The organism is Streptomonospora alba, from assembly GCF_000826685.1.
Lineage (GTDB): Bacteria > Actinomycetota > Actinomycetes > Streptosporangiales > Streptosporangiaceae > Streptomonospora > Streptomonospora alba.
On sequence record NZ_JROO01000009.1, the window covers coordinates 137,700 to 160,420 of the forward strand.

At 73.5% G+C, this 22,721-nt stretch carries 22 protein-coding genes; 17 read left to right on the forward strand and 5 right to left on the reverse strand.

Features of this window, described 5'->3' with window-relative positions:
- The first annotated feature begins 217 nt into the window (after nucleotides 1-217).
- Nucleotides 218-1,600, forward strand: a complete 1,383-nt coding sequence (locus tag LP52_RS05635; RefSeq protein WP_238580743.1) for a cytochrome P450 — start codon at nucleotides 218-220, stop codon at nucleotides 1,598-1,600.
- Between the two features lie 75 nt (nucleotides 1,601-1,675).
- On the opposite strand, the gene LP52_RS05640 is transcribed toward LP52_RS05635, so the two are convergent.
- Entirely contained in the window at nucleotides 1,676-2,377 is a 702-nt protein-coding gene (locus LP52_RS05640) for an AAA family ATPase (RefSeq protein WP_052809477.1), read from the reverse strand.
- A 75-nt stretch (nucleotides 2,378-2,452) separates the two neighbouring features.
- Nucleotides 2,453-2,815 (reverse strand): TFIIB-type zinc ribbon-containing protein, encoded by a 363-nt coding sequence (locus LP52_RS05645; RefSeq protein WP_084722929.1) that lies wholly within the window; start codon nucleotides 2,813-2,815, stop codon nucleotides 2,453-2,455.
- Between the two features lie 293 nt (nucleotides 2,816-3,108).
- Between LP52_RS05645 and LP52_RS05650 the strand changes: the two genes are divergently transcribed.
- The 3 genes from LP52_RS05650 (at nucleotide 3,109) to LP52_RS05660 (ending at nucleotide 5,915) form a co-directional block, all read left to right on the forward strand.
- On the forward strand, nucleotides 3,109-4,767 hold the full coding sequence (locus LP52_RS05650) for a serine/threonine-protein kinase (protein ID WP_040271328.1): 1,659 nt from the start codon (nucleotides 3,109-3,111) through the stop codon (nucleotides 4,765-4,767).
- A gap of 72 nt (nucleotides 4,768-4,839) precedes the next feature.
- Nucleotides 4,840-5,295 (forward strand): TIGR03668 family PPOX class F420-dependent oxidoreductase, encoded by a 456-nt coding sequence (locus LP52_RS05655; RefSeq protein WP_040271330.1) that lies wholly within the window; start codon nucleotides 4,840-4,842, stop codon nucleotides 5,293-5,295.
- A gap of 221 nt (nucleotides 5,296-5,516) precedes the next feature.
- Entirely contained in the window at nucleotides 5,517-5,915 is a 399-nt protein-coding gene (locus LP52_RS05660) for a hypothetical protein (RefSeq protein WP_040271331.1), read from the forward strand.
- A 106-nt stretch (nucleotides 5,916-6,021) separates the two neighbouring features.
- On the opposite strand, the gene LP52_RS05665 is transcribed toward LP52_RS05660, so the two are convergent.
- Together LP52_RS05665 and LP52_RS05670 are read right to left on the reverse strand one after the other, a co-directional pair.
- On the reverse strand, nucleotides 6,022-7,269 hold the full coding sequence (locus LP52_RS05665; RefSeq protein ID WP_040271333.1) for a cytochrome P450 family protein: 1,248 nt from the start codon (nucleotides 7,267-7,269) through the stop codon (nucleotides 6,022-6,024).
- Between the two features lie 385 nt (nucleotides 7,270-7,654).
- Entirely contained in the window at nucleotides 7,655-8,809 is a 1,155-nt protein-coding gene (locus LP52_RS05670) for an acyl-CoA dehydrogenase family protein (protein ID WP_040271334.1), read from the reverse strand.
- Nucleotides 8,810-8,987: 178 nt separating this feature from the next.
- Here LP52_RS05670 and LP52_RS05675 point away from each other — a divergent pair, with 178 nt between their 5' ends.
- Both LP52_RS05675 and LP52_RS05680 read left to right on the forward strand, forming a co-directional pair.
- Entirely contained in the window at nucleotides 8,988-9,731 is a 744-nt protein-coding gene (locus tag LP52_RS05675) for a TetR/AcrR family transcriptional regulator (protein WP_040271336.1), read from the forward strand.
- A gap of 71 nt (nucleotides 9,732-9,802) precedes the next feature.
- Nucleotides 9,803-10,270: a YbaK/EbsC family protein gene (locus tag LP52_RS05680; RefSeq protein ID WP_040271340.1), complete on the forward strand. Its 468-nt coding sequence runs from the start codon at nucleotides 9,803-9,805 to the stop codon at nucleotides 10,268-10,270.
- 35 nt (nucleotides 10,271-10,305) lie between these two features.
- Here the strand turns inward: LP52_RS05680 and LP52_RS27100 are convergent, their stop codons facing one another.
- The gene (locus tag LP52_RS27100; protein WP_157036220.1) at nucleotides 10,306-10,452 is read right to left on the reverse strand and encodes a hypothetical protein; all 147 of its coding nucleotides are present in this window, start codon (nucleotides 10,450-10,452) and stop codon (nucleotides 10,306-10,308) included.
- A gap of 204 nt (nucleotides 10,453-10,656) precedes the next feature.
- On the opposite strand from LP52_RS27100, the gene LP52_RS28240 reads away from it, so the two are divergent.
- The 11 genes from LP52_RS28240 (at nucleotide 10,657) to LP52_RS05730 (ending at nucleotide 22,680) form a co-directional block, all read left to right on the forward strand.
- A complete protein-coding gene (locus LP52_RS28240) occupies nucleotides 10,657-10,899 on the forward strand; it encodes a methyltransferase family protein (protein ID WP_238580744.1) in 243 nt (80 codons plus the stop codon).
- Nucleotides 10,830-11,006, forward strand: a complete 177-nt coding sequence (locus LP52_RS28245; protein ID WP_238580756.1) for a hypothetical protein — start codon at nucleotides 10,830-10,832, stop codon at nucleotides 11,004-11,006. The genes LP52_RS28240 and LP52_RS28245 overlap by 70 nt, the downstream gene beginning before the upstream one ends.
- A 316-nt stretch (nucleotides 11,007-11,322) precedes the next feature.
- Nucleotides 11,323-12,612 carry a citrate synthase gene (locus tag LP52_RS05690; protein ID WP_040271345.1) on the forward strand — a complete coding sequence of 430 codons (1,290 nt, stop codon included), beginning with the start codon at nucleotides 11,323-11,325 and terminating at the stop codon, nucleotides 12,610-12,612.
- 200 nt (nucleotides 12,613-12,812) lie between these two features.
- Nucleotides 12,813-13,409 (forward strand): HdeD family acid-resistance protein, encoded by a 597-nt coding sequence (locus tag LP52_RS05695; protein ID WP_052809478.1) that lies wholly within the window; start codon nucleotides 12,813-12,815, stop codon nucleotides 13,407-13,409.
- Between the two features lie 192 nt (nucleotides 13,410-13,601).
- On the forward strand, nucleotides 13,602-14,882 hold the full coding sequence (locus LP52_RS05700) for a sensor histidine kinase (RefSeq protein ID WP_238580745.1): 1,281 nt from the start codon (nucleotides 13,602-13,604) through the stop codon (nucleotides 14,880-14,882).
- A 96-nt stretch (nucleotides 14,883-14,978) separates the two neighbouring features.
- A complete protein-coding gene (locus tag LP52_RS05705) occupies nucleotides 14,979-15,644 on the forward strand; it encodes a response regulator transcription factor (RefSeq protein ID WP_040271350.1) in 666 nt (221 codons plus the stop codon).
- Between the two features lie 294 nt (nucleotides 15,645-15,938).
- Nucleotides 15,939-18,410: a serine/threonine-protein kinase gene (locus LP52_RS05710; protein ID WP_040271351.1), complete on the forward strand. Its 2,472-nt coding sequence runs from the start codon at nucleotides 15,939-15,941 to the stop codon at nucleotides 18,408-18,410.
- Between the two features lie 208 nt (nucleotides 18,411-18,618).
- Nucleotides 18,619-19,665: a PP2C family protein-serine/threonine phosphatase gene (locus tag LP52_RS05715; protein WP_040271353.1), complete on the forward strand. Its 1,047-nt coding sequence runs from the start codon at nucleotides 18,619-18,621 to the stop codon at nucleotides 19,663-19,665.
- Nucleotides 19,662-20,426 carry a hypothetical protein gene (locus LP52_RS05720; protein WP_052809479.1) on the forward strand — a complete coding sequence of 255 codons (765 nt, stop codon included), beginning with the start codon at nucleotides 19,662-19,664 and terminating at the stop codon, nucleotides 20,424-20,426. Before LP52_RS05715 ends, LP52_RS05720 begins: the two co-directional genes overlap by 4 nt.
- Before the next feature lie 19 nt (nucleotides 20,427-20,445).
- Entirely contained in the window at nucleotides 20,446-21,177 is a 732-nt protein-coding gene (locus LP52_RS05725) for an FHA domain-containing protein (protein WP_040271355.1), read from the forward strand.
- A gap of 9 nt (nucleotides 21,178-21,186) precedes the next feature.
- The gene (locus tag LP52_RS05730) at nucleotides 21,187-22,680 is read left to right on the forward strand and encodes a hypothetical protein (protein ID WP_052809480.1); all 1,494 of its coding nucleotides are present in this window, start codon (nucleotides 21,187-21,189) and stop codon (nucleotides 22,678-22,680) included.
- The last annotated feature ends 41 nt before the right edge of the window (nucleotides 22,681-22,721 follow it).

Below are 22,721 nucleotides of genomic sequence, written 5' to 3' on the forward strand. Positions count from 1 at the left end.
CCTTTTCGTCGTGCGCGCGGATCCCAGCCTTCGCCGCACACGGGGATCCCCGTGTTCGCGGGCGTTGCGGGCACCGTCGAGGGCCCGGCTCCGTACACCGCGTCGCCGTGTGGTCGCATAACGTCTTTCCAACGCTGCTCCGATGGCGTTAGGGTGCTTGCGCCCAAAGTCCCTTTCCGGGAAGTTTCGGCTCATAGGGAGCGCGGGGGGACGACTCGTGCGTACCCGTGCCGCCCCCGTCACGCCCTTCGACCCCGAGGACGATCGAGTGCCCGACGGATGCCCCTTCGCAGAGCTTTACGCCCCTGAGTTCCACCGTGATCCGCAGCGCGTCTACCAGCGCATTCGCGACGCGTACGGGCCGGCCGCGCCGGTGATGATCGAACCCGGCGTACGCGGTTGGCTGGTCATCGACTACGCCACCATCATCGCGTGGTGCCGCGACACCGAGACGTTCAGCCGCGACGCCCGGCGCTGGAGCGACTGGCGCGACGGGCTGGTCTCCGACGACGCCGGTGTGCTGGGCATGATGGAGCACCGTCCCAACGTGCTCTTCGCCGACGGAGACGAGCACCAGCGGCTGCGCCGCGCCGTCACCGACAGTCTCGGCAGGATCGACTCCGCTGATATCGGCGCCTACACCGCCCGCGCCGCCGAGGCGCTGATCGACGGGATCTGCCAGTTGGGCGAGGCCGACCTCGTCGAGGAGTACGCCCGCGTTCTGCCGCTGCTGGTCATGAACCGCGTGTTCGGCTTCGACGAGGACAGCGGCAAGCGGTTCATCACCGCCTTGTCCGCGATGATCGACGCCGTCGACTCCGAGCGTGCCAACGCCGAACTGGAGCGCGTCGTCTCCCAGGTCATCGCCCGCAAGCGCAAGGAGCCCGGGGAAGACGCCACCTCGTGGCTGATGGAGCACCGGGCGGATCTCAGCGACGAGGAGGTGCTGCAGCACCTGGTGCTGATCGTGGGGGCGGGCATCGAACCCACCGCCGACCTCATCGGCAACGCCGTGCGGATGATCCTCACCGACCACGATTTCCGGGACGGCATCACCGAGGGGCGCATGGACATCGAGGACGCGCTCGAACATGTGCTCTGGCACGACCCGCCGATGATCGGCTATCCGGTGATGTATCCGGTCTCCGACGTCGCGCTGCCCAACGGTTCCGTCATGCCCGCGGGATCCCCCGTCCTGCTCGGTTACGCGGCGGCCAACCAGTCGATGGCGGGCGCGCCGTCGGAGGAGGAGGCGGCGGGCACCGCCAACCGCGCCCATCTCTCGTTCGGGGTCGGCCCGCACCGCTGCCCGGCGCAGGACCTCGCCATGATGATCGCGAGCACCGCCCTCAAGGCGCTGCTGCGCAGGCTGCCCGGAATGCGCCTGGCCGCGGACGCCGCCGACCTGGAGTGGCGCACCTCCCCGTTCTCGCGGTCGCTCACCCGCCTTCCGGTCTCCTTTCCACCCCAGACCCCCACGCAGGAGGAGGCGCCGTGGAAGGAGTCCTCCCTGCCACCGGATTCCGGGCCCGGCGAGTCCGCGTTCCCGGCCCGGGCGACGCTGTCGGATCTGCTGTCGATGCTCCGCCGCAGGCGGTGACGCGGTAACCGCTCGCGCGGCCCGCCTCCGGCGGGGGACGGCGCTGTCGGCGAGGGATCGGCCCGGACTCCGCCGCTATCCGCTCGCCGGGTCGGCGGCGGTTTCGGCGGCGCCCGTCCCCTCGGCCGTGCGGGAGCCGCCGCGCGCGGCGGCGCGTTCGACCCAGCGGGCGACCTCCTCGGCGGTGTGCTCCACCGGCACGCGGGTGGTGTCGAGCAGGTCCACGGGCGGGTCCATTTCGTGCGCGGTCTCCTCGACCCACCGGGCGTAGTCGAGCATCTCGGCGATGCGGGGCTCGTCCCACTCTCGCCAGGCCGGACGGTTGCGCAGCCGCGCGGCGAGCACGTCGGGTTCGCACATCAGCCCCAGGTAGCGGATCTCGGAGAACAGCGCGCGTTCGGGCAGGCCCTCCAGTTCCGGCGGCACGACGGTCCCGCACAGGACGACAGGGCGGCCGTTCTGGTGGATCATCGCGGCGGTGCGCAACCATGTGGTGCGAAACTGCGGGTGCTCGGTGCTGGAGTCGCGCAGGCCCCCCGTCCACAGCAGGTCCTGCTCCAGGACGACGAACTCCGCCGACAGCCGCTCCAGCAGCAGTCGCGCGACGGTGGACTTGCCCGTGCCGCTCGGGCCGGTCACGCAGAGCAGTGGCAGGCGCTGGAACGGTGCGCGGTGGCCGCACCGCGCACAGCACACCACGGCCCCCGACGGGCCGGCCGCATCGACGTCGGGGCGGTCGGTGAAGTCCCCGCAGTCCGGGCAGATCAGCGGGTTCACAGGGCACCTCGAACAGGGGCGTCTCGAAAAACGGCGCCGCGGCCCACGGCGCCGAAGGCGGGCATCGCGCGCACGCTAGTCGAAGAGCTGCTCCAGGAAGCTCTTCTTGCGGCGCTGGCCGTAGGGGCGGGGGGAATCCTTGTAGCCGCCGCCGTAACCGCCGCCGTGGCCGCCGTAAGGGCGGGGGGAGTCCTTGTAGCCGCCGCCGTGGCCGCCGTAGGGACGCGGGGAGTCGCGGTAGGGCTGCACCGGCGGGGGAGTGCCCGCAGGCCCGGACGGGCCGGGAGGGGCGGCACCGTAGTGGCGCTGTTCAGCGGAGATGATCTGCTCGAGTTCGCCCCGGTCGAGGAAGATGCCGCGGCAGCTCTCGCACTGCTCGAGGTGGATCCCCATCCGGTCGAACGTCTGCATCCGGCCTTGGCACTTAGGGCATATCACGGGTCCACCATAGCCGCAGGACCGGTGTCGCCGACAGGAGCAGCCGGCTCGGGGGACGGCCCGCGCGGCCGGAACCGGCCGCCGCAGGAGGGAACCCGGTCGCGCGGCAGCTCAGGCGGCGGACCGTCGGCGCTCTGACCGCGCACCGCGCGACCCGGGGGCCGCCCAGCCCGTGCCGGGCCGGTCCGGCGGCCCCCGGCCTGCTCCCGTTCGCCCGACCGGCTGCTCATAGACTCGCCTTGACGCGGCCTCGCCGTGGGCCCCGCCACCCCCGAGACGAGGAATCCCCACCCATGACGAATGAGAGCAGCGAGCCGGGACGCCTGCTGTCCGGCCGCTACCGCCTGAGCGAGCTGATCGGCGAGGGCGGCATGGGGCGTGTCTGGGAGGGCGTCGACGAGCTCCTGGACCGCCCGGTGGCGATCAAGGAACTGATCATTCCGCCGCAGCTGCCCGAGGCCGAGGTCGAGGTGGCCCGGACCCGGATGCTGCGGGAGGCCCGCCACGCCGCCCAGCTCAGCCACCCCTCGATCATCACCGTCTTCGACGTGGTGGAGATCGACGAGCGGCCGTGGATCGTCATGGAACTGGTGCGCGGGCCGTCGCTGGGCGATCTGGTCAAGCGCGACGGCGCCTTCGAGCCCGAGCGGGCGGCGCGCATCGGCGTGCAGTTGGCCTCGGCGCTGGCGGTCGCCCACGAGCGCGGCATCGTGCACCGCGACATCAAGCCCGCCAACGTGCTCCTCGCCCGTGGCGACCGCGCGGTGCTGACCGACTTCGGCATCGCCCACCTGGAGGGATCGAGCCACCTCACCAGCACCGGTCTGCTCGTGGGCTCGCCCAGCTACCTGGCGCCCGAGCAGGCGCACGGCAAGGCGGCGACTCCGGCCACCGACATGTGGTCGCTGGGTGTGACCCTCTACCAGGCGGTGGAGGGGGTGACGCCCTTCCACCGCGACACCCCGATGGCCACGCTGACCGCCATCGTCACCGCTGAGGTACCCCGGCCGCAGTCGGCCGGTGCGCTTGCGCCGGTGCTGGACCGGCTCCTGCACAAGGACCCCGACCTGCGGCCCCCGGTAGAGGAGGCGGCCCGGATGCTGCAGGAGGCCGCCGACAGGGGGTCCGACGCACGCGGCGCCCAAGCCACGACCTCGGCCGAGCCCGTGCAGGACGCGAGCGGCGCGGGCCGCGCCCCGGAATCGGCGGCGGCCTCCGGTCCCGCGGGCGGCGGCGCTGCCTCCGGTCCCGTGGGCGGCCGAGGCCGCGGCGCCCCGCTGGCGGTGCTGGGCGGCCTGGCGGCTCTGGCGGCGGTCTTCGCGCTCGTGCTGTGGCTGGGCACGCGCAGCGGCGCGCCCGAGGAGGCCGGCACCGCGGGCGAGAGCCTCTCGCCCGACGACGAGCAGCCCTCGGCCTCGTCCCCGCAACCGAGTGCCGGGCAGGACCAGGGCGGCGGGCAACAGGACGGCGGACAACAGGACGGCGGCGACAACGAGGACGAGCCCGATCTCCCCGACATGGACGAGTACGAGGACGACACAGGGTTCTCGGTCGACGTTCCCGAGGGCTGGTCCTACGACCGCCGCGAAGGCACCAGCGTCTTCTTCGACATCCCCTCCGGCGGCTATCTGCAGATCGATCAGACCGACGACCCGCCCGGCCACGCCGAGAGCGACTGGCGCGATCAGGCGCCCGCGCTCTCGCAGAACTTCCCCGGATACGAGTTGGTGGGCGTCGAATCGCTCGGAGAGGACTACGCCGACGACTACGTCAGCGCCGCGGACTGGGAGTTCACCTTCGACGGCTCGGGCGGCCGCATGCACGCCGTCAACCGCGCCTTCCACACCGAGGAGAAGGGCTACGCGCTCTTCCTGGTCTCCACCGAGGAGGAGTTCCCCCGCAACCGGGCGGTCCTGGACGAGATGACGGCGTCCTTCGATCCCGCGGACTGAGGCCCCGCCCCGATCCGGTGCATCAGGGCGGGGCGGTTCCGAGGGAGGCGCGGCACGTGGCAGGGTCGCGGTATGCGCTGGAACGCCGAACAGTGTCGGGAGGCCTTCGCCCGCGCCCGGGTGGCGCGCCTGGCCACCGCCGACGCCGAGGGCCGGCCCCACCTCGTGCCCGTGACCTTCGCCCTGCTCGAAGGCGCGGGGCAGGCACCCGACACCGTGGTCGTCGCGATCGACAACAAGCCCAAGCGCACCACCGCACTGCGCCGGCTCGCCAACATCGCCGCCAACCCGCAGGTGTGCCTGCTCGCCGACGAGTACTCCGACGACTGGGAGGAGCTGTGGTGGGTGCGCGCCGACGGTCGCGCCCGCATCGTCGAACCCGGCACCGACACCCAGGAGACGCCCTCAGAGCACCGCACCGCGATCCGCCACCTCCAGGAGCGCTACGGCCCCTACCGCGACGCTCCGCCCACCGGCCCCGTCATCGTGATCGAGGTGACCCGCTGGTCGGGCTGGTCGTTCGGCTAGGGCCCGCCCCGGGCGCGTTCGCTGCCGCTTGGGAGGCGGGGCCATCGGCGGCGGCGTGGGGCACCCGGCGGCCTCGTCAGGCCTCCCGGCCCCGGCGAGGCCTCTAGCGAGGACGGCGGCCCGGCGCCTGGGTGTGCGTTCCGGCCTCGGAAGCCGGCGTGATCAGGCTTGGCGGCGCGGGCTCGGGGAGAGAAAGGTCCGCCGTTGGCTCTGGAGCGCCCATGGTCGCCGTGACACGTCTCGTGACCTTCGTCGACGTCGGTGAGCAGGCCCTCGATACTGTCTGCGTTTCGGTTCTTCAGGAGGCCGAACTCGCCGACGGGAGCCGTGTGGTGCTGCTGGACGACCGCGGATGGACCTCGTCCGGGGGTTGGGCGAGGACCTCTGCGGAGGACATACGTGCGACCGCGCGTGTCGTCGTCGGCCCCGACGAGCCGTTCGGCGGTCGCTCGCAGGCGAATATGGAAGCGGACCATTGGGTGTCCCTGCAGCTCGTGGCCGAGCGCCGGGGGTTCCTCGTCGATGCGGCCGAACTCAGGCAGGCGCCGCACGACGTCGAGCTCGGCCCGCGCGTACTCGCGCGCCTCGGAGACGCCCCGGACAGCGGCGCTGGGGACTGACGCGGATCCGCCGTGGCTCGCCACCGGCATGCACGCCGACACCGGCCCGGCATCTGCTCCCACGCCTCGACGAGGACGGCCGGTGCGGCGCCGCGCCCGCGGCCGGTCACCTCGGGTTCAGCAGGACCGGCAGCCGGGCTAGGCCCTTCGCGCCGGGGCGGCTGCGGTATTCCAGGTCCGCGCGGTCCTCCGCGGGCGAGAGGTCCGGATACCGGGCGAACAGGCGGCTCAGTGCCACCTCGCCTTCGAGGCGGGCCAGCGCCGCCCCCAGGCAGTAGTGCACCCCGTGGCTGAAGGAGACGTGGGACTCCCTTCCCGTCGCCGGTTCCCGGGTGATGTCGAGCCGCTCGGGGGCCGCGAACCGGCTCGGATCGTGGTTGGCCGCGAGAAGGGCGCACATCACGACCTCCCCGCGCTTGACCGGAGCCCCGGCGATCTCCAGGTCTTCGGTCGCCTGCACCAGGCCGCCCAACGGGACGGGAGTGCCCACGCGCAGCAGTTCGTGCACCGCGCGGGGCCACAGTCCGGGATCGCCGCGCAGCCGGGCCGCCTGATCGGGGTGGTCGCTCAGCAGGACGGTGGCGTTGGCGATCAGGTGGGCGGTGGTGTGGTGCCCTGCCTGGACCAGCAGCAGCACCATCGCGATCATCTCGGTTTCGCCGAGTCGGCCGCTCTCCTCGTCGTGAGCGTGGATCAATGCGGTGAGCAGATCGTCGGCGGGCTGTGCGCGGCGCCGCTCGATCAGCTCCCGGGTGTGGGCCACCATGCCGCGGTAGGCGTCGCCCAGCCTGGCGGGATCGCCGGAGGCGACCTCGTCGATCCAGGCGCACCACCGGGGCCGGTCCTGCTCGTCGACTCCGAGAAGCTCGCAGATGACGGTGCCCGAGACCGGGAGGGCGAACTCGCCGAGCAGCTCCACCGCGCCGTCGGCGCCGCCGAGTTCGTCGAGGCGGTGCTCCACGATCCGCTCGACGCCGGGGCGCAGCTCGCTGACACGGCGCACGGTGAAGGCGCGCGAGACGAGCTTGCGCAGCCGGGTGTGCTCGGCGCCGTCCTTGGTCAGCATGGTGTCCAGGTAGGGCCGGTAGTCCGCAGGCAGCCCGTAGGCCCGGATCAGCTGGTCCGCGGCGTCGGGCGGGGCCGTGCCGGGAACGTTGTTCGCGTCCTTGACGAAACGCGGGTCGCTCAGTACCGCCTTGACGTCCTCGTATCGGGTGGCGAGCCAGATCGGCGCCTCGACGCCCGGAATGCTCGCCCGGTGCAGCGGAGCCTGTTCACGCAGCCGCGCATACACGCCGATCGGGTCGTCGAGGAGTCGCTGATCCATCAGGTCGACGGTCGCCTCGTCCATCATCGTCCTCCCGCTGGGGTGGCGCCCCACCGTGTCAGTGGCGCCCGGTCCATCTGACTCTAGGGAGTTTTCAGAAATTTTTGAAGACTCGATACAGACGGGCGCGCCAGGAGTCCACCGGAGGACCGCTGGGTGGCACAGGCGGGACTGAACGGCTCCCCGGCCACCGTGCGCTGGATGCGGTATGCAATGTCGTCGGGTGCGGCGCCCCCTCAGGGCCGAGCGGCCCGCCCCGGAGCCACCCGCGCGCCCTCCAGGGGCGGGGCCACCGAGAACCGGCCCCCGGAAGGACGCGATCGCCCAGCACGGGTCGCCCCGGCCGCGTGGCCGCACGCAGCGGCGCACGGACGCGGCCGGGGAACCCGCGCGGCCGGTCGGCCGCCCCGGCCTACTTCAGCAGTTGGCGGGCCATGACCAGGCGCTGGATCTGGTTGGTGCCCTCGTAGATCTGGGTGATCTTGGCGTCGCGCATCATGCGCTCCACCGGGAAGTCCTTGACGTAGCCCGCGCCGCCGAGGAGCTGGACCGCGTCGGTGGTGATCTCCATCGCCGCGTCGGATGCGTAGCACTTGGCGGCGGCGCCGAAGAAGGACAGGTCGGAGTCGCTGCGCTCGGACTTGGCCGCGGCGACGTAGACCATCTGGCGGGCGGTCTCCAGCTTCATGGCCATGTCGGCGAGCATGAACTGGATGCCCTGGAAGTCGGCGATGGCCGAGCCGAACTGCCTGCGCTCCTTGGCGTAGGCCACCGCGTGGTCCAGCGCGCCCTGGGCGATGCCCACGGCTTGGGCGCCGATGGTGATGCGGGTGTGGTCGAGGGTGCGCAGCGCGATCTTCAGGCCCTCGCCGACGCCGCCGACGAGCCGGTCGCCGGGGATGCGCACGTTGTCGAAGTGCAGTTCGCGGGTCGGCGAACCCTTGATTCCGAGCTTGCGCTCGGGCTCGCCGAGGGAGAATCCGGGGTCGTCGGCGTGCACCACGAACGCGCTGACGTTGCCGCCCCGCTTGCCGTCGGGGTCGGTGACGGCCATGACGGTGTAGTAGCGGCTCACACCCGCGTTGGTGATCCAGGACTTCTGCCCGTTGAGAACCCACTCGTCGCCGTCGGCTTCGGCGCGGGTGCGCATGCTCGCGGTGTCGGAGCCGGCCTCGCGTTCGGACAGGCCGTAGGAGAACATCGCCTCGCCGTCGGCCACCGGCCGCAGGTAGCGCTGCTTGACCTCCTCGGAGCCGCCCAGGATCAGCGGCATCGTGCCGAGCTTGTTGACCGCCGGGATCAGCGAGGACGACGCGCAGGCGCGGGCCACCTCCTCGATGATGATGCAGGTCGCCACGGCGTCGGCGCCGACGCCGCCGTAGGCCTCGGGGATGTGCGCGGCGTGGAAGTCGGTGCCCACCAGCGCGTCGTGGGCGGCCTTGGGGAACTCCGAGCGCTCGTCGACGTCGGCCGCGTGCGGCGCGATCTTGTCGTCGGCGACGGCGCGCACGGCCTCGCGCAGTTCCTGGTGCTCCTCGGTGATGCTGAACAGGTCGAAGTCGCTCATCGACGCTCCCCGCCTTCCTGGTGTCTTCGCTCCCGCGTCCGCCACTTCTGGCACTGCGTGTCCAAGTTTGGCATCTAGTGTCATAGTACGTGTCGTGTGCGCCGCGGGGAAAGACGCCCGATACTCGTAGGGGCGGGCACGGGCGCCCGCGGCGGCAGCGATCGGGAATGGGGCCGAGGTGGCGGAGAGCACGGACGGCGAGCGGGCCAGGCCGGGCGGATCGGCGCGCAGCGCAGTGGTCGCGGTGGCGGTGCGGCTCTTCACCGAAGCCGGCTACGAGGCCACGACCATGGACGACATCGCCGTCGCGGCCGGGATGAGCCGGCGCAGCCTCTTCCGCCGGTTCGGCTCCAAGGAGGACATCCTCTTCGCCGAGCACGACGACCTGTTCGAGACCGTCGAGCGCTTCCTGGAGGCGGCCCCCGACGACGACCCTGTCGCCACCGTGCGCTCCGCGGCGCGCATGGTCTTCCAGGAGTACGTGCGCTCGCCCGAGGTCACCGTGCCCCGGTTCCGCCTCGTGCGCGCGGTGCCCCGGCTGCGCGACAGGGAGATCGCCATGACCGCCCGCTACCAGGCCGCCTTCAGCCGCTTCCTGGCCCGCGGAGAGACGGCGGGGCGGCGCGCGCTGACAGGCGAGGCGCTGGCCGCGTCGGTCATCGCGGCGCACAACCACGTGCTGCGGTCGTGGCTGCACGCACCGCAGGAGCCGGTGCCCTGGCGCCGCTTCGACGAGGCCATGGGGTTCGTGACCGACTCGCTGGGGGCGCTCCTGCGCGAGCCCGCCGAGGCGCCCCGGTCGGCGGCGTCCGGGGCCGGGGCGGGAGCGGAGTCGGTCCTGGTGGCGGTCTATCCCGCGGGGATCCCCGGCGAGGACGTGCTCGCGCGCGTCCGGGGCGCGCTGGGCGCCGAAGGCGGCTGAGCGCTTCCGGGCCGCGTGGCACCATGGAACGGCGGTTCCCGGTCAGCCGCCGACCGACGGGAGGTATCTCCATGCACGCCAAGGCCCAGCGGGTGCAGGACGCGCTCGTCGAGTACGGCGAGCAGGGCCGCGTGCGCGAACTTTCCGACAGCACGCGCAGCGCGGCCGAAGCCGCCGAGGCGCTGGGCACGACGGTCCCCCGTATCGCCAAGAGCATGGTGTTCCTGGCCGGAGGCGAACCGCTGCTGGTCATCGCCTCGGGCGCCAACCGCGTCGACACCGGCCTGCTGGCCAAGCACGTGCCGGCCGGCGCCGAGATCACCCGCCCCAGTGCTGCGGAGGTCAAGGCCGCGACCGGGTTCAGCATCGGCGGCGTCCCGCCCTTGGCCCACGACCGCCCGCTGCGCACGGTCATCGACGCCGACCTGCTCGCCTTCGACACGGTGTGGGCCGCGGCGGGGACCCCGCACAGTGTCTTCCCGATCGCGCCGGACCGGCTGGCGGCGATCACCGGGGGAGAGGTCGCCTCCGTCTGCTGAGGGGGCCGCGGAGCCCGCCCGGTTCGACTCCGGGGTCAGGCCCCGCCGCGTGGGCCCGGGGTGTATCCGCCGGGCGCGGCCGCCACGGCGCGCAGGAACCCGTCGGCGAACATCGCGCAGGCGTCGTCGACCGAGGGCAGGTCCGGGCCCAGTGCGCGGTCCAGCGCCGGGCGGACCATCATGTGTACCGCGGGCGGAGTAGACGATGCGGAGTCGCACGTCGGCGGCGGTCGGCAGCACGGTGTTCTTCTTCGTGGCGCCGGGCACGATGATCGGCCTCATTCCCTGGCTGATCAGCGGCTGGGGGGGTCCACCGGCCGCTGCCGTTCTGGGGCGCTGCGCAGGCCGCCGGAGTCCTGCTGATCTGCGCCGGCCTGTACGTGTGCGTGCACGCCTTCGCCAGGTTCACCGCGGCACGTGGCACGCCGGCGCCCGTCGCGCCCACCGAGCACCTGGTGGTGGACGGCTTCAACCGCTACGTGCGCAACCCCATGTACGTGGCGCTGACCGCGGTCAACGCCGGCCAGGCGCTGCTGTCCGGCTCCTGGGGCGTGGCCGCGTGGCCGCGTGGGCGCTGGGCTTCTGGGCGGTCGTCGCGCTGTTCGTCCGGTTCTACGAGGAGCCGGTGATGGAGCGCTCCTTCAGGGCCGAGTACGCCGAGTACCGGCGCAACGTGCCCGCGTGGCTGCCGCGGCTGCGGCCGTGGCAGGCGCAGCGCGCGCACGCCGGCGGCTGAGCCCGTGCGGGCCGCGGGTCCCGCCGCGCGGCGGGACCCGAGTGGCGGGGGCTTCCCGTGTTTCCCGGGGGTGCAACCGTGTTCGCACGGCAAACAGGTACACTTCTCGCGGGCGCGAAAATCGTCGTTTCTTTGCCTTATGGGAAACCGGTCACCTGCTTAATGGTGTGTCCCATGTCACCGCTTCGCCAATGCGCGACAATTGTACTGTTTTGCTTCACTGGAGTTTAATTAGATCTGAACTCAAGACATGGTCGAGCCGGGACGGCGGCTTTCCCTGATCCCCCGCATCCCCGCCTGGAAAGGTTGCTCAGGCATGAGCGAAGACGGCAAAGAGCGCGTGGTAGAGCTGCGGTACGAAGGTGGGGCGCACACCCTGCCGCTGCTGACCGGCACCGAGGGCGACCGGGCCTTCGAGGCCAAGACCTTGCTGAGTCAAGCCGGCATGGTCACCCTCGACCCCGGGTTCGCCAACACCGCCGCGTGCCAGTCGAAGATCACCTATATCGACGGCGAAGCGGGCATCCTCCGCTATCGCGGGTACCCCATCCAGGAACTGGCGTCCGGGAGCTCCTTCCTCGAGGTCGCCTACCTCCTCATCCACGGAGAGCTGCCCGGTCCCGGCGAGCTGAAGGAGTTCTCCGAGCAGCTGCGCGCCAACGCCGCGCTGCCCGCCGAGATGCGGGCCATGATCGACGCCCTGCCGCGCGACGGACATCCGATGATCCAGTTGGGCTCGGCCGTCAACACCATGGCCGCCTTCTACGCCGACACCGTGGACCCCGGCGACTCCGACCAGGTCGACCGCGCCACCATGCTGCTGATGGCCCAGCTGCCCACCATGGCCGCCCGCATCTACCGCAACTCCGTGGGCGAACAGCCGCTGGAGCCCGACCGCAGCCTCGGCTACGTCGAGGACTTCCTGCGCATGACCTTCGGCGGCGACAGCGGCAGCCGCGAGCTCGACGAGCTCTACGCCAAGGCGATGGACCTGCTGCTGATCCTGCACGCCGACCACGAGCAGAACTGCTCCACCGCAACCGTGCGCGTGGTGGGCTCCTCGCAGGCCAACCTCTACGGCAGCGTCTCCGCCGGCATCAACGCCCTCTTCGGCCCGCTGCACGGCGGCGCCAACCAGGCCGTGCTGGAGATGCTGGAGGAGATCCGCGGCCTCGGCGGCGACGTCGACTCCTACCTGACCAAGGTCAAGGACAAGGAGAGCTCCACCCGCCTGATGGGCTTCGGGCACCGCGTCTACAAGAACTTCGATCCCCGCAGCAAGGAGATCAAGGGGCTGGCCGCCCAGATCCTGGACCGCCAGGAGCAGCCCGACCAGCTGTTCGAGCTCGCGCTGCAGCTGGAGAACCGCGCCCTGGACGACCCCTACTTCACCGACCGCAAGCTCTACCCCAACGTCGACTTCTACAGCGGCGTCATCTACCGGGCGATGGGCTTTCCCACCAGCATGTTCACCGTGCTGTTCGCCCTGGGCCGGCTGCCGGGCTGGATCGCGCACTGGCGCGAGCAGCGTGTGGACCCCGCCGCCCGGATCGCCCGGCCGCGCCAGCTCTACGTCGGACCCGAGCAGCGCTCCTACAACGACTGAGGCCCCTGCGCCGTACCCGGTCGCGCCGGCGGAGCCGCCCTGCCGGCCCGGCCGGGTACTATTCCTGCTCGCGGCACCGCAGCGGATCGCACCGCCACGTGCCGTCCCGCCCCATCATTCGGTAATAATTCCGCCCCCGCGACCATCAGCGCCCGCGCACACGGGCAGAGCGTCACTGTGGTCGATCGATCGGGGGAGACATGCTCGACTACCTGGCTGAGCACTGGTGGGTCCTGACCGTCCGGGGCGCCGCGGCGATCCTCTTCGGGCTCGTCGCGGTCCTGTGGCCCGGAATCACGGCGATCGCGCTGGCCACGGTCTTCGGTGTCTACGCCTTGGTCGACGGTGTGTTCGCCGGATGGGCCGCCCTGCGGGCCCAGGAGGGCGACCGCACACCGCTGGTGTGGGAGGCCGTCCTGGGCGTGGTGGTCGGGCTGATCATCCTGGCCTGGCCGCTGGCCACCGTGCTGGTGCTGACGGTGCTGCTGGGCCTGTGGGCGATCATCACCGGCGTCTTCGAGATCCTCACCGCCTACCGGCTGCGCCGGGAGATCCACGGTGAATGGCTCTACATCTTCGGCGGCGCGCTCTCGGTCGCCTTCGGCCTGGTGATCTGGATCGTGCCCTTCGGCGGGGCGATCGCGATGTCCTTCGCCATCGGCGTCTACGCCATCGTCTTCGGCTCCGCTCTGATCGCACTGAGCCTGCGCATGCGGGGCTTGGGCCAGAGCGCCGACGGCGGCCCTCTGCGCAGCGGCCCCCCACAGGAGGGACCCGAGCCCGGCGGTACCGCCTGAAGCCTCGCGGCCGCCTACATCCGGGGTCGCAGCCGCGGCTGCACCCGGCGGGGGATGCGCGGCGCGGCGGCCGCGCCCCATCCTGGAGACGCGGCCCCCGCCGAGCGGGCGGCCGCAATCCGATGGAGGGGTGATGGGGCGCGACATCGCTGCAGGCGCGGATCAAGAACGGCGCGGGCGCAGGGGGCGGCGGTGATCCCGTCGAGGCCGAGCGGGACCGGTGCCCGCGACCGCTCGACCGCGTCCGGCGACGCCGCGGAACGGGCCGAGCACCCCGACACCACACTGCTGATCGGCCGCCTGCGGATTCCCGCCTGGGCCGCCGACCTGCTGGTGGCCGCCACCGTCACCGCGGTGCAGCTCCTCTTCGCCTACGGCCAGGGCCTCGAACCCGGACTGGCGGTGCTGCCGGCGGGCAACGTCGCCCTGGCGGTGATCACCCGGTTCCCGCGCACCGCCGCGGTGGTGGTCGGGCTCAGTGTCATCGGCTACTACATGCTCGCCGACGCCGACGTCTGGGTCGCCTGGCTGGGGTTCGTGGCCGCGGTGGTGCGGCTGAGCGCCACAGGCAACCGCGTCGCCGCGCTCGCCTCCGTCGCCCTCGTATTCGTGATCTCCGGCGTCGCGGAGATCCTCGCCTTCGACGCGGTGCGGGCGCTGTCGGTGGTGGGCTGGGCCCTGGTGCTGCTGCTGGCGGGCGAGATCGCCCGCAGCCACCGCGCCTACGTCCGCGAGGTCCAGCAGCGCGCCGCCGAGGCCGAACGCACCCGCGAGGAGGAGGCGCGCCGCCGTGCGACCGAGGAGCGCCTGCGCATCGCGCGGGAGCTGCACGACGTGGTCGCACACAGCATCTCGCTGATCAACGTGCAGGCCGGGGCCGCCGCGCACCGCCGCGACGACCCCGAAGCCGCCTACGACGCGCTCGACCGCATCAAGGAGGCCAGCCGCGACACCCTGCGGGAGCTGCGCTCCACGCTGGGCGTCCTGCGCCAGGTCGACGGCGGCGCGCCCACCGCGCCCGCGCCCTCCCTGGCGCGGGTCGGCGAACTGGCCGAGCAGACGACGGCCGCCGGGCTGCCGGTGCGGCTGGAGGCCGAAGGCGCCGACGCGCCGCTGCCCGCCGCCGTGGACCTGGCCGCCTATCGCATCGTCCAGGAGGCCCTCACCAACGCGCTGCGCCACTCCGGTGCGACCGAGGCCGCTGTGTCGGTGGTCTCCGGCGGTACCGAGTTGCGCGTGGCGGTGACCGACGACGGTCGCGGCGCGCCGCCGGAGACCGCGCCCGAAGGCAACGGGCTGCGCGGGATGCGCGAACGCGCCGCCGCGGTCGGCGGCACCTGCAGCGCAGGACCGCGTCGGGACGCCCCCGGCTTCGCCGTTCACGCCTCCTTCCCGCTGGCCGCGCCGTCCGGTGGCGCCTCCACCACCTCCGACGGGCGTGCCTCCGGGCCTCTTGGCTCCGATTCGCCGTGACGCGCCCGCCCTGGCTCCCCGCAGGGGCCGTGGACTGGTAACAAAGGGGGCAGCGCGCCGAGAACAGGCCGCGGCCGAGACGGAAGCGGGGCACGCATGACCACGGTGGTGCTCGCCGACGACCAGACGCTGGTGCGTGCCGGTTTCCGCTCCATGCTGGAGGGCGAGGACGACATCTCCGTCGTCGCTGAGGCCGATGACGGCGAAAAGGCCGTGCGGGCAGCCCGCGCCGAGCGCCCCGACGTCGTGCTGATGGACATCCGCATGCCGGTCCTCGACGGCCTGGAGGCCACCCGCCGCATCGCCGCCGACGAGCGGCTGCTCGACGTCAAGGTCCTCATCCTGACCACCTTCGACCTCGACGACTACGTCTACGGCGCACTCAAGGCCGGCGCCAGCGGCTTCCTGGTCAAGGACACCGAGCCCGAAGAGCTCATCCACGGTGTGCGCGTCGTCGCCCGCGGCGACGCGCTCCTGGCGCCCTCGGTCACCCGCCGCCTCATCGGCGAGTTCGCGGGCCGTATCAAGGATCCGCCGCCGGCGCCCCGGCTCAACTCGCTCACCGAGCGCGAGCGCGAGGTCATGGCCGCCGTCGCCGCCGGGTTGTCCAACGAGGAACTGGCCCGCCGCCTGACGCTGAGCCCCGCCACCGCGAAGACCCACGTCAGCCGGGTGCTGACCAAGCTGGGCGCGCGCGATCGGGCCCAGCTGGTCGTCATCGCCTACGAGACCGGCATGGTGCGCCCGGGCTGGCTCGGCTGATCCGCCTGACCGCCCCGTAAGCCACGCATCACCGGCCGGATACGGCCGCCGTTGCCGCGTCCGCTTGTGGAGCGCCGGCAACGGGGTAAGACTCGGATCGCGACAAGCGTGCGGTGCTCTGCCCGGAACGACGGCGACGCGGTCGGCGCCGCCGGCGCGCCCGCAGCGCACGGCGGCTCCGCGGCACCGCCGCCCGCGCGCCGGACACGACGGCGCCGGAGCGGGGTGCGCCGATCCGCCCCACCGCGTCGGCGCGGGGGAGAGCTGCGCCCACAAGACCACAGGAGCGTGCCGATGACCGAGTGCACCGACCCCGACTGCACCGGTGTGATCGACGACGGCTACTGCGACCAGTGCGGCATGGCACCGCTCGCCTCCGAGGCGATCGTCCCCGCCCCGCGGGTCTCCGGCACCACCACCACAGCGGCGGCGCCCACCGCCCCCGCGCCCCGCCCGCCCTCGGCGCCGCCCCTCGCCCACGGCGACAGCCCGGCCGAGCACGGCGGCGGGCCCTCCGCGCCGGCTGCGGACCCGGAGCGCTCCCCCGACGCCCCCGACGTCGAGGACCCCTTCGCCTCGGGCCCCGCGTCCAGCCTGCGCGAGTCCCGCCTGTCCGGGGCCTCCGGGGCGTCCGGCTCATCGGGGCCGCGGCCGCGGGAGGGCGCCGATCCCGCCGTCGGCACCGTGAGCCGCCCCGGGGCACCCTCCTCCCGCGGGCTGCTGGGGCTGGGCATGGTCCAGGTGCCGCCCGTGCCCTACCGCGACCCCGCCAGCGCCGTCCTCAGCGACCCGGTGGTCGCCGAGAAGAACCGCGTCTGCGGCTACTGCGGCGAGGCCGTGGGCCGCTCCCGCAACGGGCGCCCCGGCCGCACCGAGGGCTACTGCCGCGCCTGCCGCACCGAGTTCTCCTTCACCCCCAAGCTTGCCGCCGGCGACCTGGTCGCCGGCCAGTACGAAGTGCTCGGCTGCCTGGCCCACGGCGGGCTCGGCTGGATCTACCTCGCCCGCGACCACAACGTCAACGACCGGTGGGTCGTGCTCAAGGGCCTGCTCAACGTCGGCGACGCCGAGGCCCACAAGTCCGCCGCCGCCGAACGCGGCGTGCTGGCCGAGGTCGAGCACCCCAACGTCGTCAAGATCTACAACTTCGTGCAGCACCCGGACCCGCGGACGGGCGTGCCCACCGGCCACATCGTCATGGAGTACGTCGGCGGCAAATCCCTGCGCGACCTGCTCCTGGAGCACCGGGCGCGCAACCCCGGCGCCGACGGCCTGCCGGTGGACCGGGTGATCGCCTACGGCCTGGAGGCGCTGCGCGCCCTGGGGCACCTGCACAGCAAGGGCCTGCTCTACTGCGACTTCAAGCCCGACAACGTCATCCAGAGCGAGGAGCAGATCAAGATCATCGACCTGGGAGCGGTGCGTCCCGTCGACGACCTGGTCACCCCCGTCTACACCACCGTGGGTTACCGCGTCCCCGAGCGGGAGCTGCGCGAGACCGGCCCCTCCGTCAGCGCCGACATGTACTCGGTGGCGCGCTGCCTGGCCGTGCTCAGCTTCCGGTTCGACTTCGCCCGCGCCTACGATCACGACCTGCCCGACGCCGAGTCCGTGCCGGTGCTGCGGCGCTACCCCTCCTACGACCGGCTGCTGCGCCGGGCGCTTCAGCTCGAACCCTCGCTGCGCTTCTGCGACGCCGCCGAGATGGCCGAGCAGCTCACCGGTGTGCTGCGCGAGGTCCTCTCCGGCATGCACGGCCGCCCGCACCCCGCCCAGTCGGCCCTGTTCGGCGCCGAGCACCCGCTGTTCACCTCGGGCAACCTGGTGCGGGTCATCGACGAGACCGACCGGCTGCTGGGTCCGCCCGGCCCCGAGCGCGCCGCGGCCGCCCTGCCGCTTCCGCTCGTCGACTCCGCCGACGAGGCCGCCGCCCAGCTCAAAGGGCTCGCCACACTGCCCGACGAGGACCTGGCCGCCACTCTGGAAGGCGACGCCGACCCCACCCCCGAGGCGCAGCTGATGCTCGCCCGCGCCCTGATCGGTTTGGGCCGCCGCGAGGAGGCCGCCCACCGGCTGCAGGAGTTCGGCGCCTGCGCGCCCGGCGACTGGCGGCCGTTCTGGTACTGGGCGGTCATGGCGCTGGGCGCCCGCGACGGTTGCGACGCCCGCGAGCGGTTCGAGGAGCTGTTCGACCACCTGCCCGGCGAGGCGGCGCCCAAGCTCGGCCTGGCCGCCGCTTGCGAGCTGACCGGGGATCACGCCGACGCCGAGCGGCTCTACCGCATCGTGTGGCTGACCGACCGCTCCTACGTCAGTGCCGGGTTCGGCCTGGCCCGCATCCGTCTGGCCCGCGGTGACCCCGCCGGGGCCGTCGAGGTGCTGGACATGGTTCCCGAGCTCTCCAGCGTCTACATCGCCGCGCAGATGGCGGCGGTGAGCGTGCTGGTGATCGACAGGGACCCGCGCGCGGTGTCGGAGGAGGTGTTCCTGGACGCCGTGGGGCGCCTGAGCCGCCTGGGACTGCGCGGCGAGGCCCGCGACCGCCTCAACGCCCGCGTGCTGCGGGGCGCGCTGGACTGGGTGCTGTCCGGATGCGCCCCCGAGCCCGCGTACACCCGGCTGCTGGGAGCCCCGATGACCGAGGAAGGGCTGCGCGCCGGCCTGGAGCGCAGCTACCGCGAGCGCGCCCGCATCACCACCGACGCCATCCGTCGCCGCGAACTCGTGGATCGGGCCAACGCCGTACGGCCGAGGACGCTGCTGTGACCGGCCGCCCCGCCGCGGATCCGCCGCCGGGCGTTAGCCCCACCGTCCGGCGCGGGTATGGCCGTATCCGGGGGGACACGGCCCGAGGGGCCGCGGTCCGGGGGAGGACCGCCGCGCGGTCGGCGCGGTCCGATGGCGCCGCCGGCCGCCGGATTCGGCCGCACTGCGCGGGAGACCGCGCGTACGCGGCAGAGGGGAGGCGCGCAGCGTGCTGACCTGTCCGGTGTGCGGTGACGCCGTCGCGGCCGAGGACGCCTTCTGCGAGCACTGCGGCCACGCCCTGCGCGGCGAGGGCGCACCGGGCGCCGGGGGTGTCGCTGCGGCCCCGACCGTCCCGGACACCGCCGGTTCGCAGCCCCCCTGCGCCCGCTGCGGCGCCCGCGTGAGCGGGGGCGCCTGCACCGAATGCGGGCTGCGCCGCCGCACCGGCGACCACAGCGAGCTGCGACTGGGGACGGGTGCCGCCGGGGTGAGCGACCGCGGACTGCGCCACGAACGCAACGAGGACGCCATGGCCCTGCGCGCCGTGGACCTGCCGGGCGCGGGCGATCGGGCCGCCGGGTCGGCGACCGCCGCAGTCGTCTGCGACGGGGTTTCCTCCTCGCCGCGCCCCGACTCCGCCGCCGCGGCCGCGGTCGAGGCCGGGGCCACGGCCCTGGCCGCGTCGCTGGAGAGCGGCCAGGGCACGGCCGAGGCCCTGAGCGCGGCGCTGCGCCGGGCGGCCGTAACCGTCGCGGCGCTCGCCGAGGCCCCCGGCCAGGCGCCCGCCTGCACCTTCGTGGGCGCCGCGGTGCCGGCGTCGGGCGGGCCGCTGGGCGTGGCCTGGGTCGGCGACAGCCGCGCCTACTGGGTCAGCGAGGGCCGCCCCGCCGCACCCTCGGCCCTGCTCACCCGCGACGACTCCTGGAGCGAGGCCATGGTGGCGATGCACGTGCTCAGCCCCGAAGAGGCGGCGGTCTCGCCGCACGCCCACACGCTGACGGCGTGGCTGGGCGCCGACTACAGCGGAGCCGCCGGACGGGTGGCGGCCTTCGATCCGGGCGGCGCGGGCCGCCTGCTGCTGTGCAGCGACGGACTGTGGAACCACCTGCCCGAGCCCGCCGAGCTGGCGGGGCTCGTGCGCGGCGCCGGGGCCGACCCGCTCGCCGCGGCACGGGCGTGTGTCCGCTTCGCGCTGGAGCGCGGCGGGCGCGACAACGTCACGGCCGTGGTGATCGACGTACCCGGCCCCCGAACGGGGGAGGGGGTGCGATGACCGCCGCCACGGGTCTCGTGCCGGGCCGCGGACCGGAGTTCGCCGTACGGGTGGAGGGCGACCGGCGGTTGCCGCCGGGCGGCGGCGATGTGCACGCGGTCGTGCGCGTCACCCGGATTCCGCCCGCCCCGGCCGCCGGTCCCGCACCGGCCGCCGAGGTCGCGCTGCGGCTGTGGACGCCCCGCGGCGCCCGGGTCGCCGCCCTGGTCCAGATCGCGCCCGGCGTCTGCGACCTCACCGATCGGCGCACGCCCTGCGGACCACGCACCGGCGGCTACCCCGCCGGTTCCTGGGCCGACGAGAGCCGCGCCTACCACCTGCACCTGCGGGTGCCGTCCGCGCAGCCGGGCCGGCGGATGCGTGCGGCGCGCCTGCGCGTGCTGACCGCAGGCGCCGACCCGCAGGTCGCGGTCTGCGGCGACGTCCTCGCCGAGTGGATCGACGAGGACCGTCCGGCCGACCTGGGCCCGGCGACCGCCGGCGTCTACGACGGGCCCTCCCGCGCGGTGCAGGAGGGGCTGCACACGCGTCCGGACGACGACACCGACACCGCCACCGTGCGGCTGGGGCGGGCGCCGGCGCCCGCCCGCTACGGGACGGCCGCCGCCGGACCGTTCGACACCGCCGCCGGGGCCGCCGAAACGGCCTCGGGCACGGTACGGCTGCGGGCGCTCGATGGAGCCTCCGAGGCGGCGCCGGAGACCTGCACGACCACAACGGAGCGCACGCGCGCGGGCGACCGCGAATCGGGGGCCGTGTGAGAGGAAGAAGGGGCCGATCATGCCGACGTGTCCGGCCGGACACCTCTCGTCCGCCCGCGTCCGCTGCGACGTGTGCGGACTGCCCACCACCCAGCCGCCGACCGGTCCGGGCGCCGACGCGCCCGCCACTGACGAGACCTGCCCCGACTGCGCCGCCGTGCGCGACGGCCGCTTCTGCGAGGAGTGCGGCCACGACTTCACCGCCGCCGACAGCACCGAGGCCTCGCCGCTGCCCCTGACCCCGAACCGGCCCGCCCACCCCGCCGAGCACGACGGCACCGCCGTGCTCGGTACCGCCCGAAGCGCACCGCAGCCCGGAGCCGCCGCGGGACCGCAGCGCTCCACCTGGTGGGCGATCGTCTGCGCCGACCCCGCCTACTACCAGGCCATGGCCGACGGCGGTGTACTGGACCCCGCGGTCATCGCATTCCCCGCCCACGCGCCGCAGCGCCGCATGCCGCTGAACCGCGCCCGCGTCCGCATCGGGCGGCGCAGCCTCACGTTGGGCATCCACCCCGAGATCGACCTGGCCGGACCTCCCGAGGACCCGGCCGTCTCCCACACCCACGCCATGCTCATCGCCCGCCCCGGCGGAGGCTGGGTGCTGGTCGACGAGGGTTCCACGAACGGGACCACCCTCAACGGAACCGCCGAAGCGGTCCCGTCCAACACGGAGGTGCCCCTGCATGAGGCCGACCGCATCTACGTCGGCGCCTGGACCGTCATCGCCCTGCACCACCAGCGGGGGTGAGGCGGAGTGGTGAAAGGCAGCACCGAGGCCCCCGAGATCGCCGACCGCCTGGCCACGCGGGCGGCCGACCGGGCGCGGCCCCGCACGCGGCTGCCGGCGTGGGTGGGGCGGCCCGGCACCCGCGGCTGGGTGTGGCTGCTCAGCGTGCTGTGCCTCGGCCTCACCGGCGTGCTGTTCGCCGTCACCGGCTCGGCGATCGCGCAGACCCGGGACGGGCTGGACGTCATCGGCCGCGACGAGGGGCCCAAGGTGGTGGCCACCGCCGATCTGTACTTCGCGCTGAGCGACATGGACGCCCAGATGGCCAACGTGCTGCTCATGGGTTCCGACCATTCCCTGGGCGACGGCCGCGACGCCGCCCTGGTCCGCTACGAGCAGCGCCGCTCCGACGCCACCGACGCGCTCCTGCACGCGGCCCAGTTGGCCGAGGGCGACGCGACCGACGAGGAGAACGTCCGCGCCGTCATCGAGGACATGAGCCGCTACGAGAACCTCGTGGCCCAGGCGCGCCTGCTCAGCGACGAAGCCGGACTCCCCGCCGGCTCCCAGCCCGAGGAGGTCGTGCGGCTCTATCGGCGGGCGGGCGAGCTGATGCGCCGCGACCTGCTGCCCAAGGCCTACAACCTCACCCTCGACAGCGGTGCCACCGTGCGCAGCACCTACCAGGAGAACAGTTCGGCCGCGTCGGTGCGGATGGCCCTCGTCGCGGGGGCCGCCACCGCCCTGCTCGCGGCGCTTCTCGCCCTCCAGTACTTCCTGCGCACCCGCTTCCGGCGCCGTTACAACATCCCCCTGGCCGCGGCGACCGCCGGTGTCCTCGTGCTGGGCCTGGGGGCGATCGGCATGCTGGAGCAGCAGGCCGTCCTGCTGCGCACCGCCAAGGCGGACGGGCTCGACTCGGTACTGGCGCTCTCGCGCGCCCGCGCCATCAGCACCGGGATGAACGCCGACCAGAGCCGGTGGCTGATGGACCCCGGCCGCGCCGACATCTACGAGCAGAACTTCCTGGAGGACGCGCAGATGGTCCTGTTCCTGGTTCCCGACGACGACGGCGTGCCCGGCGACCTGGAGGAATACACCGCCGAGGTCGCCGAGGCCGTTCCCGACCACACCGCCTACCCCGGGCGGCTGCTCGGGCTGCTGGGGCAGGAGATCCACGCCGGGGGAGTCGAGGGCCGCGAGCAGGCCCAGCGGCGCGCCCTGCGCGATTACAGCGCCTACCTGCACGCCGACCAAAGGATGCGCGGCCGGGCCGAAGAGGAGGGCGCCGGCGCGGCCATCGACGCCCGCATGGCGGGCGAGGAGTCGGTGGCGGACCACTTCGACCGCTATGAGCGGTCTCTCGTGCAGCTGACGGCGCTGCACACCAACACCTTCGAAACCGCCGTCGCCGACGCCCGCGCCGGACTGCGCGGCTGGGACGCGATCCTGCCTGGCGCGTGCCTGGGGTTCGCGGCCCTGGTGGTGCTGGGTGTACGGCCCCGGCTGGCCGAGTACCGCTAGCGGGGGCCTCGGCACGGTCGGCGGCGTGCCGGCGGAGACCA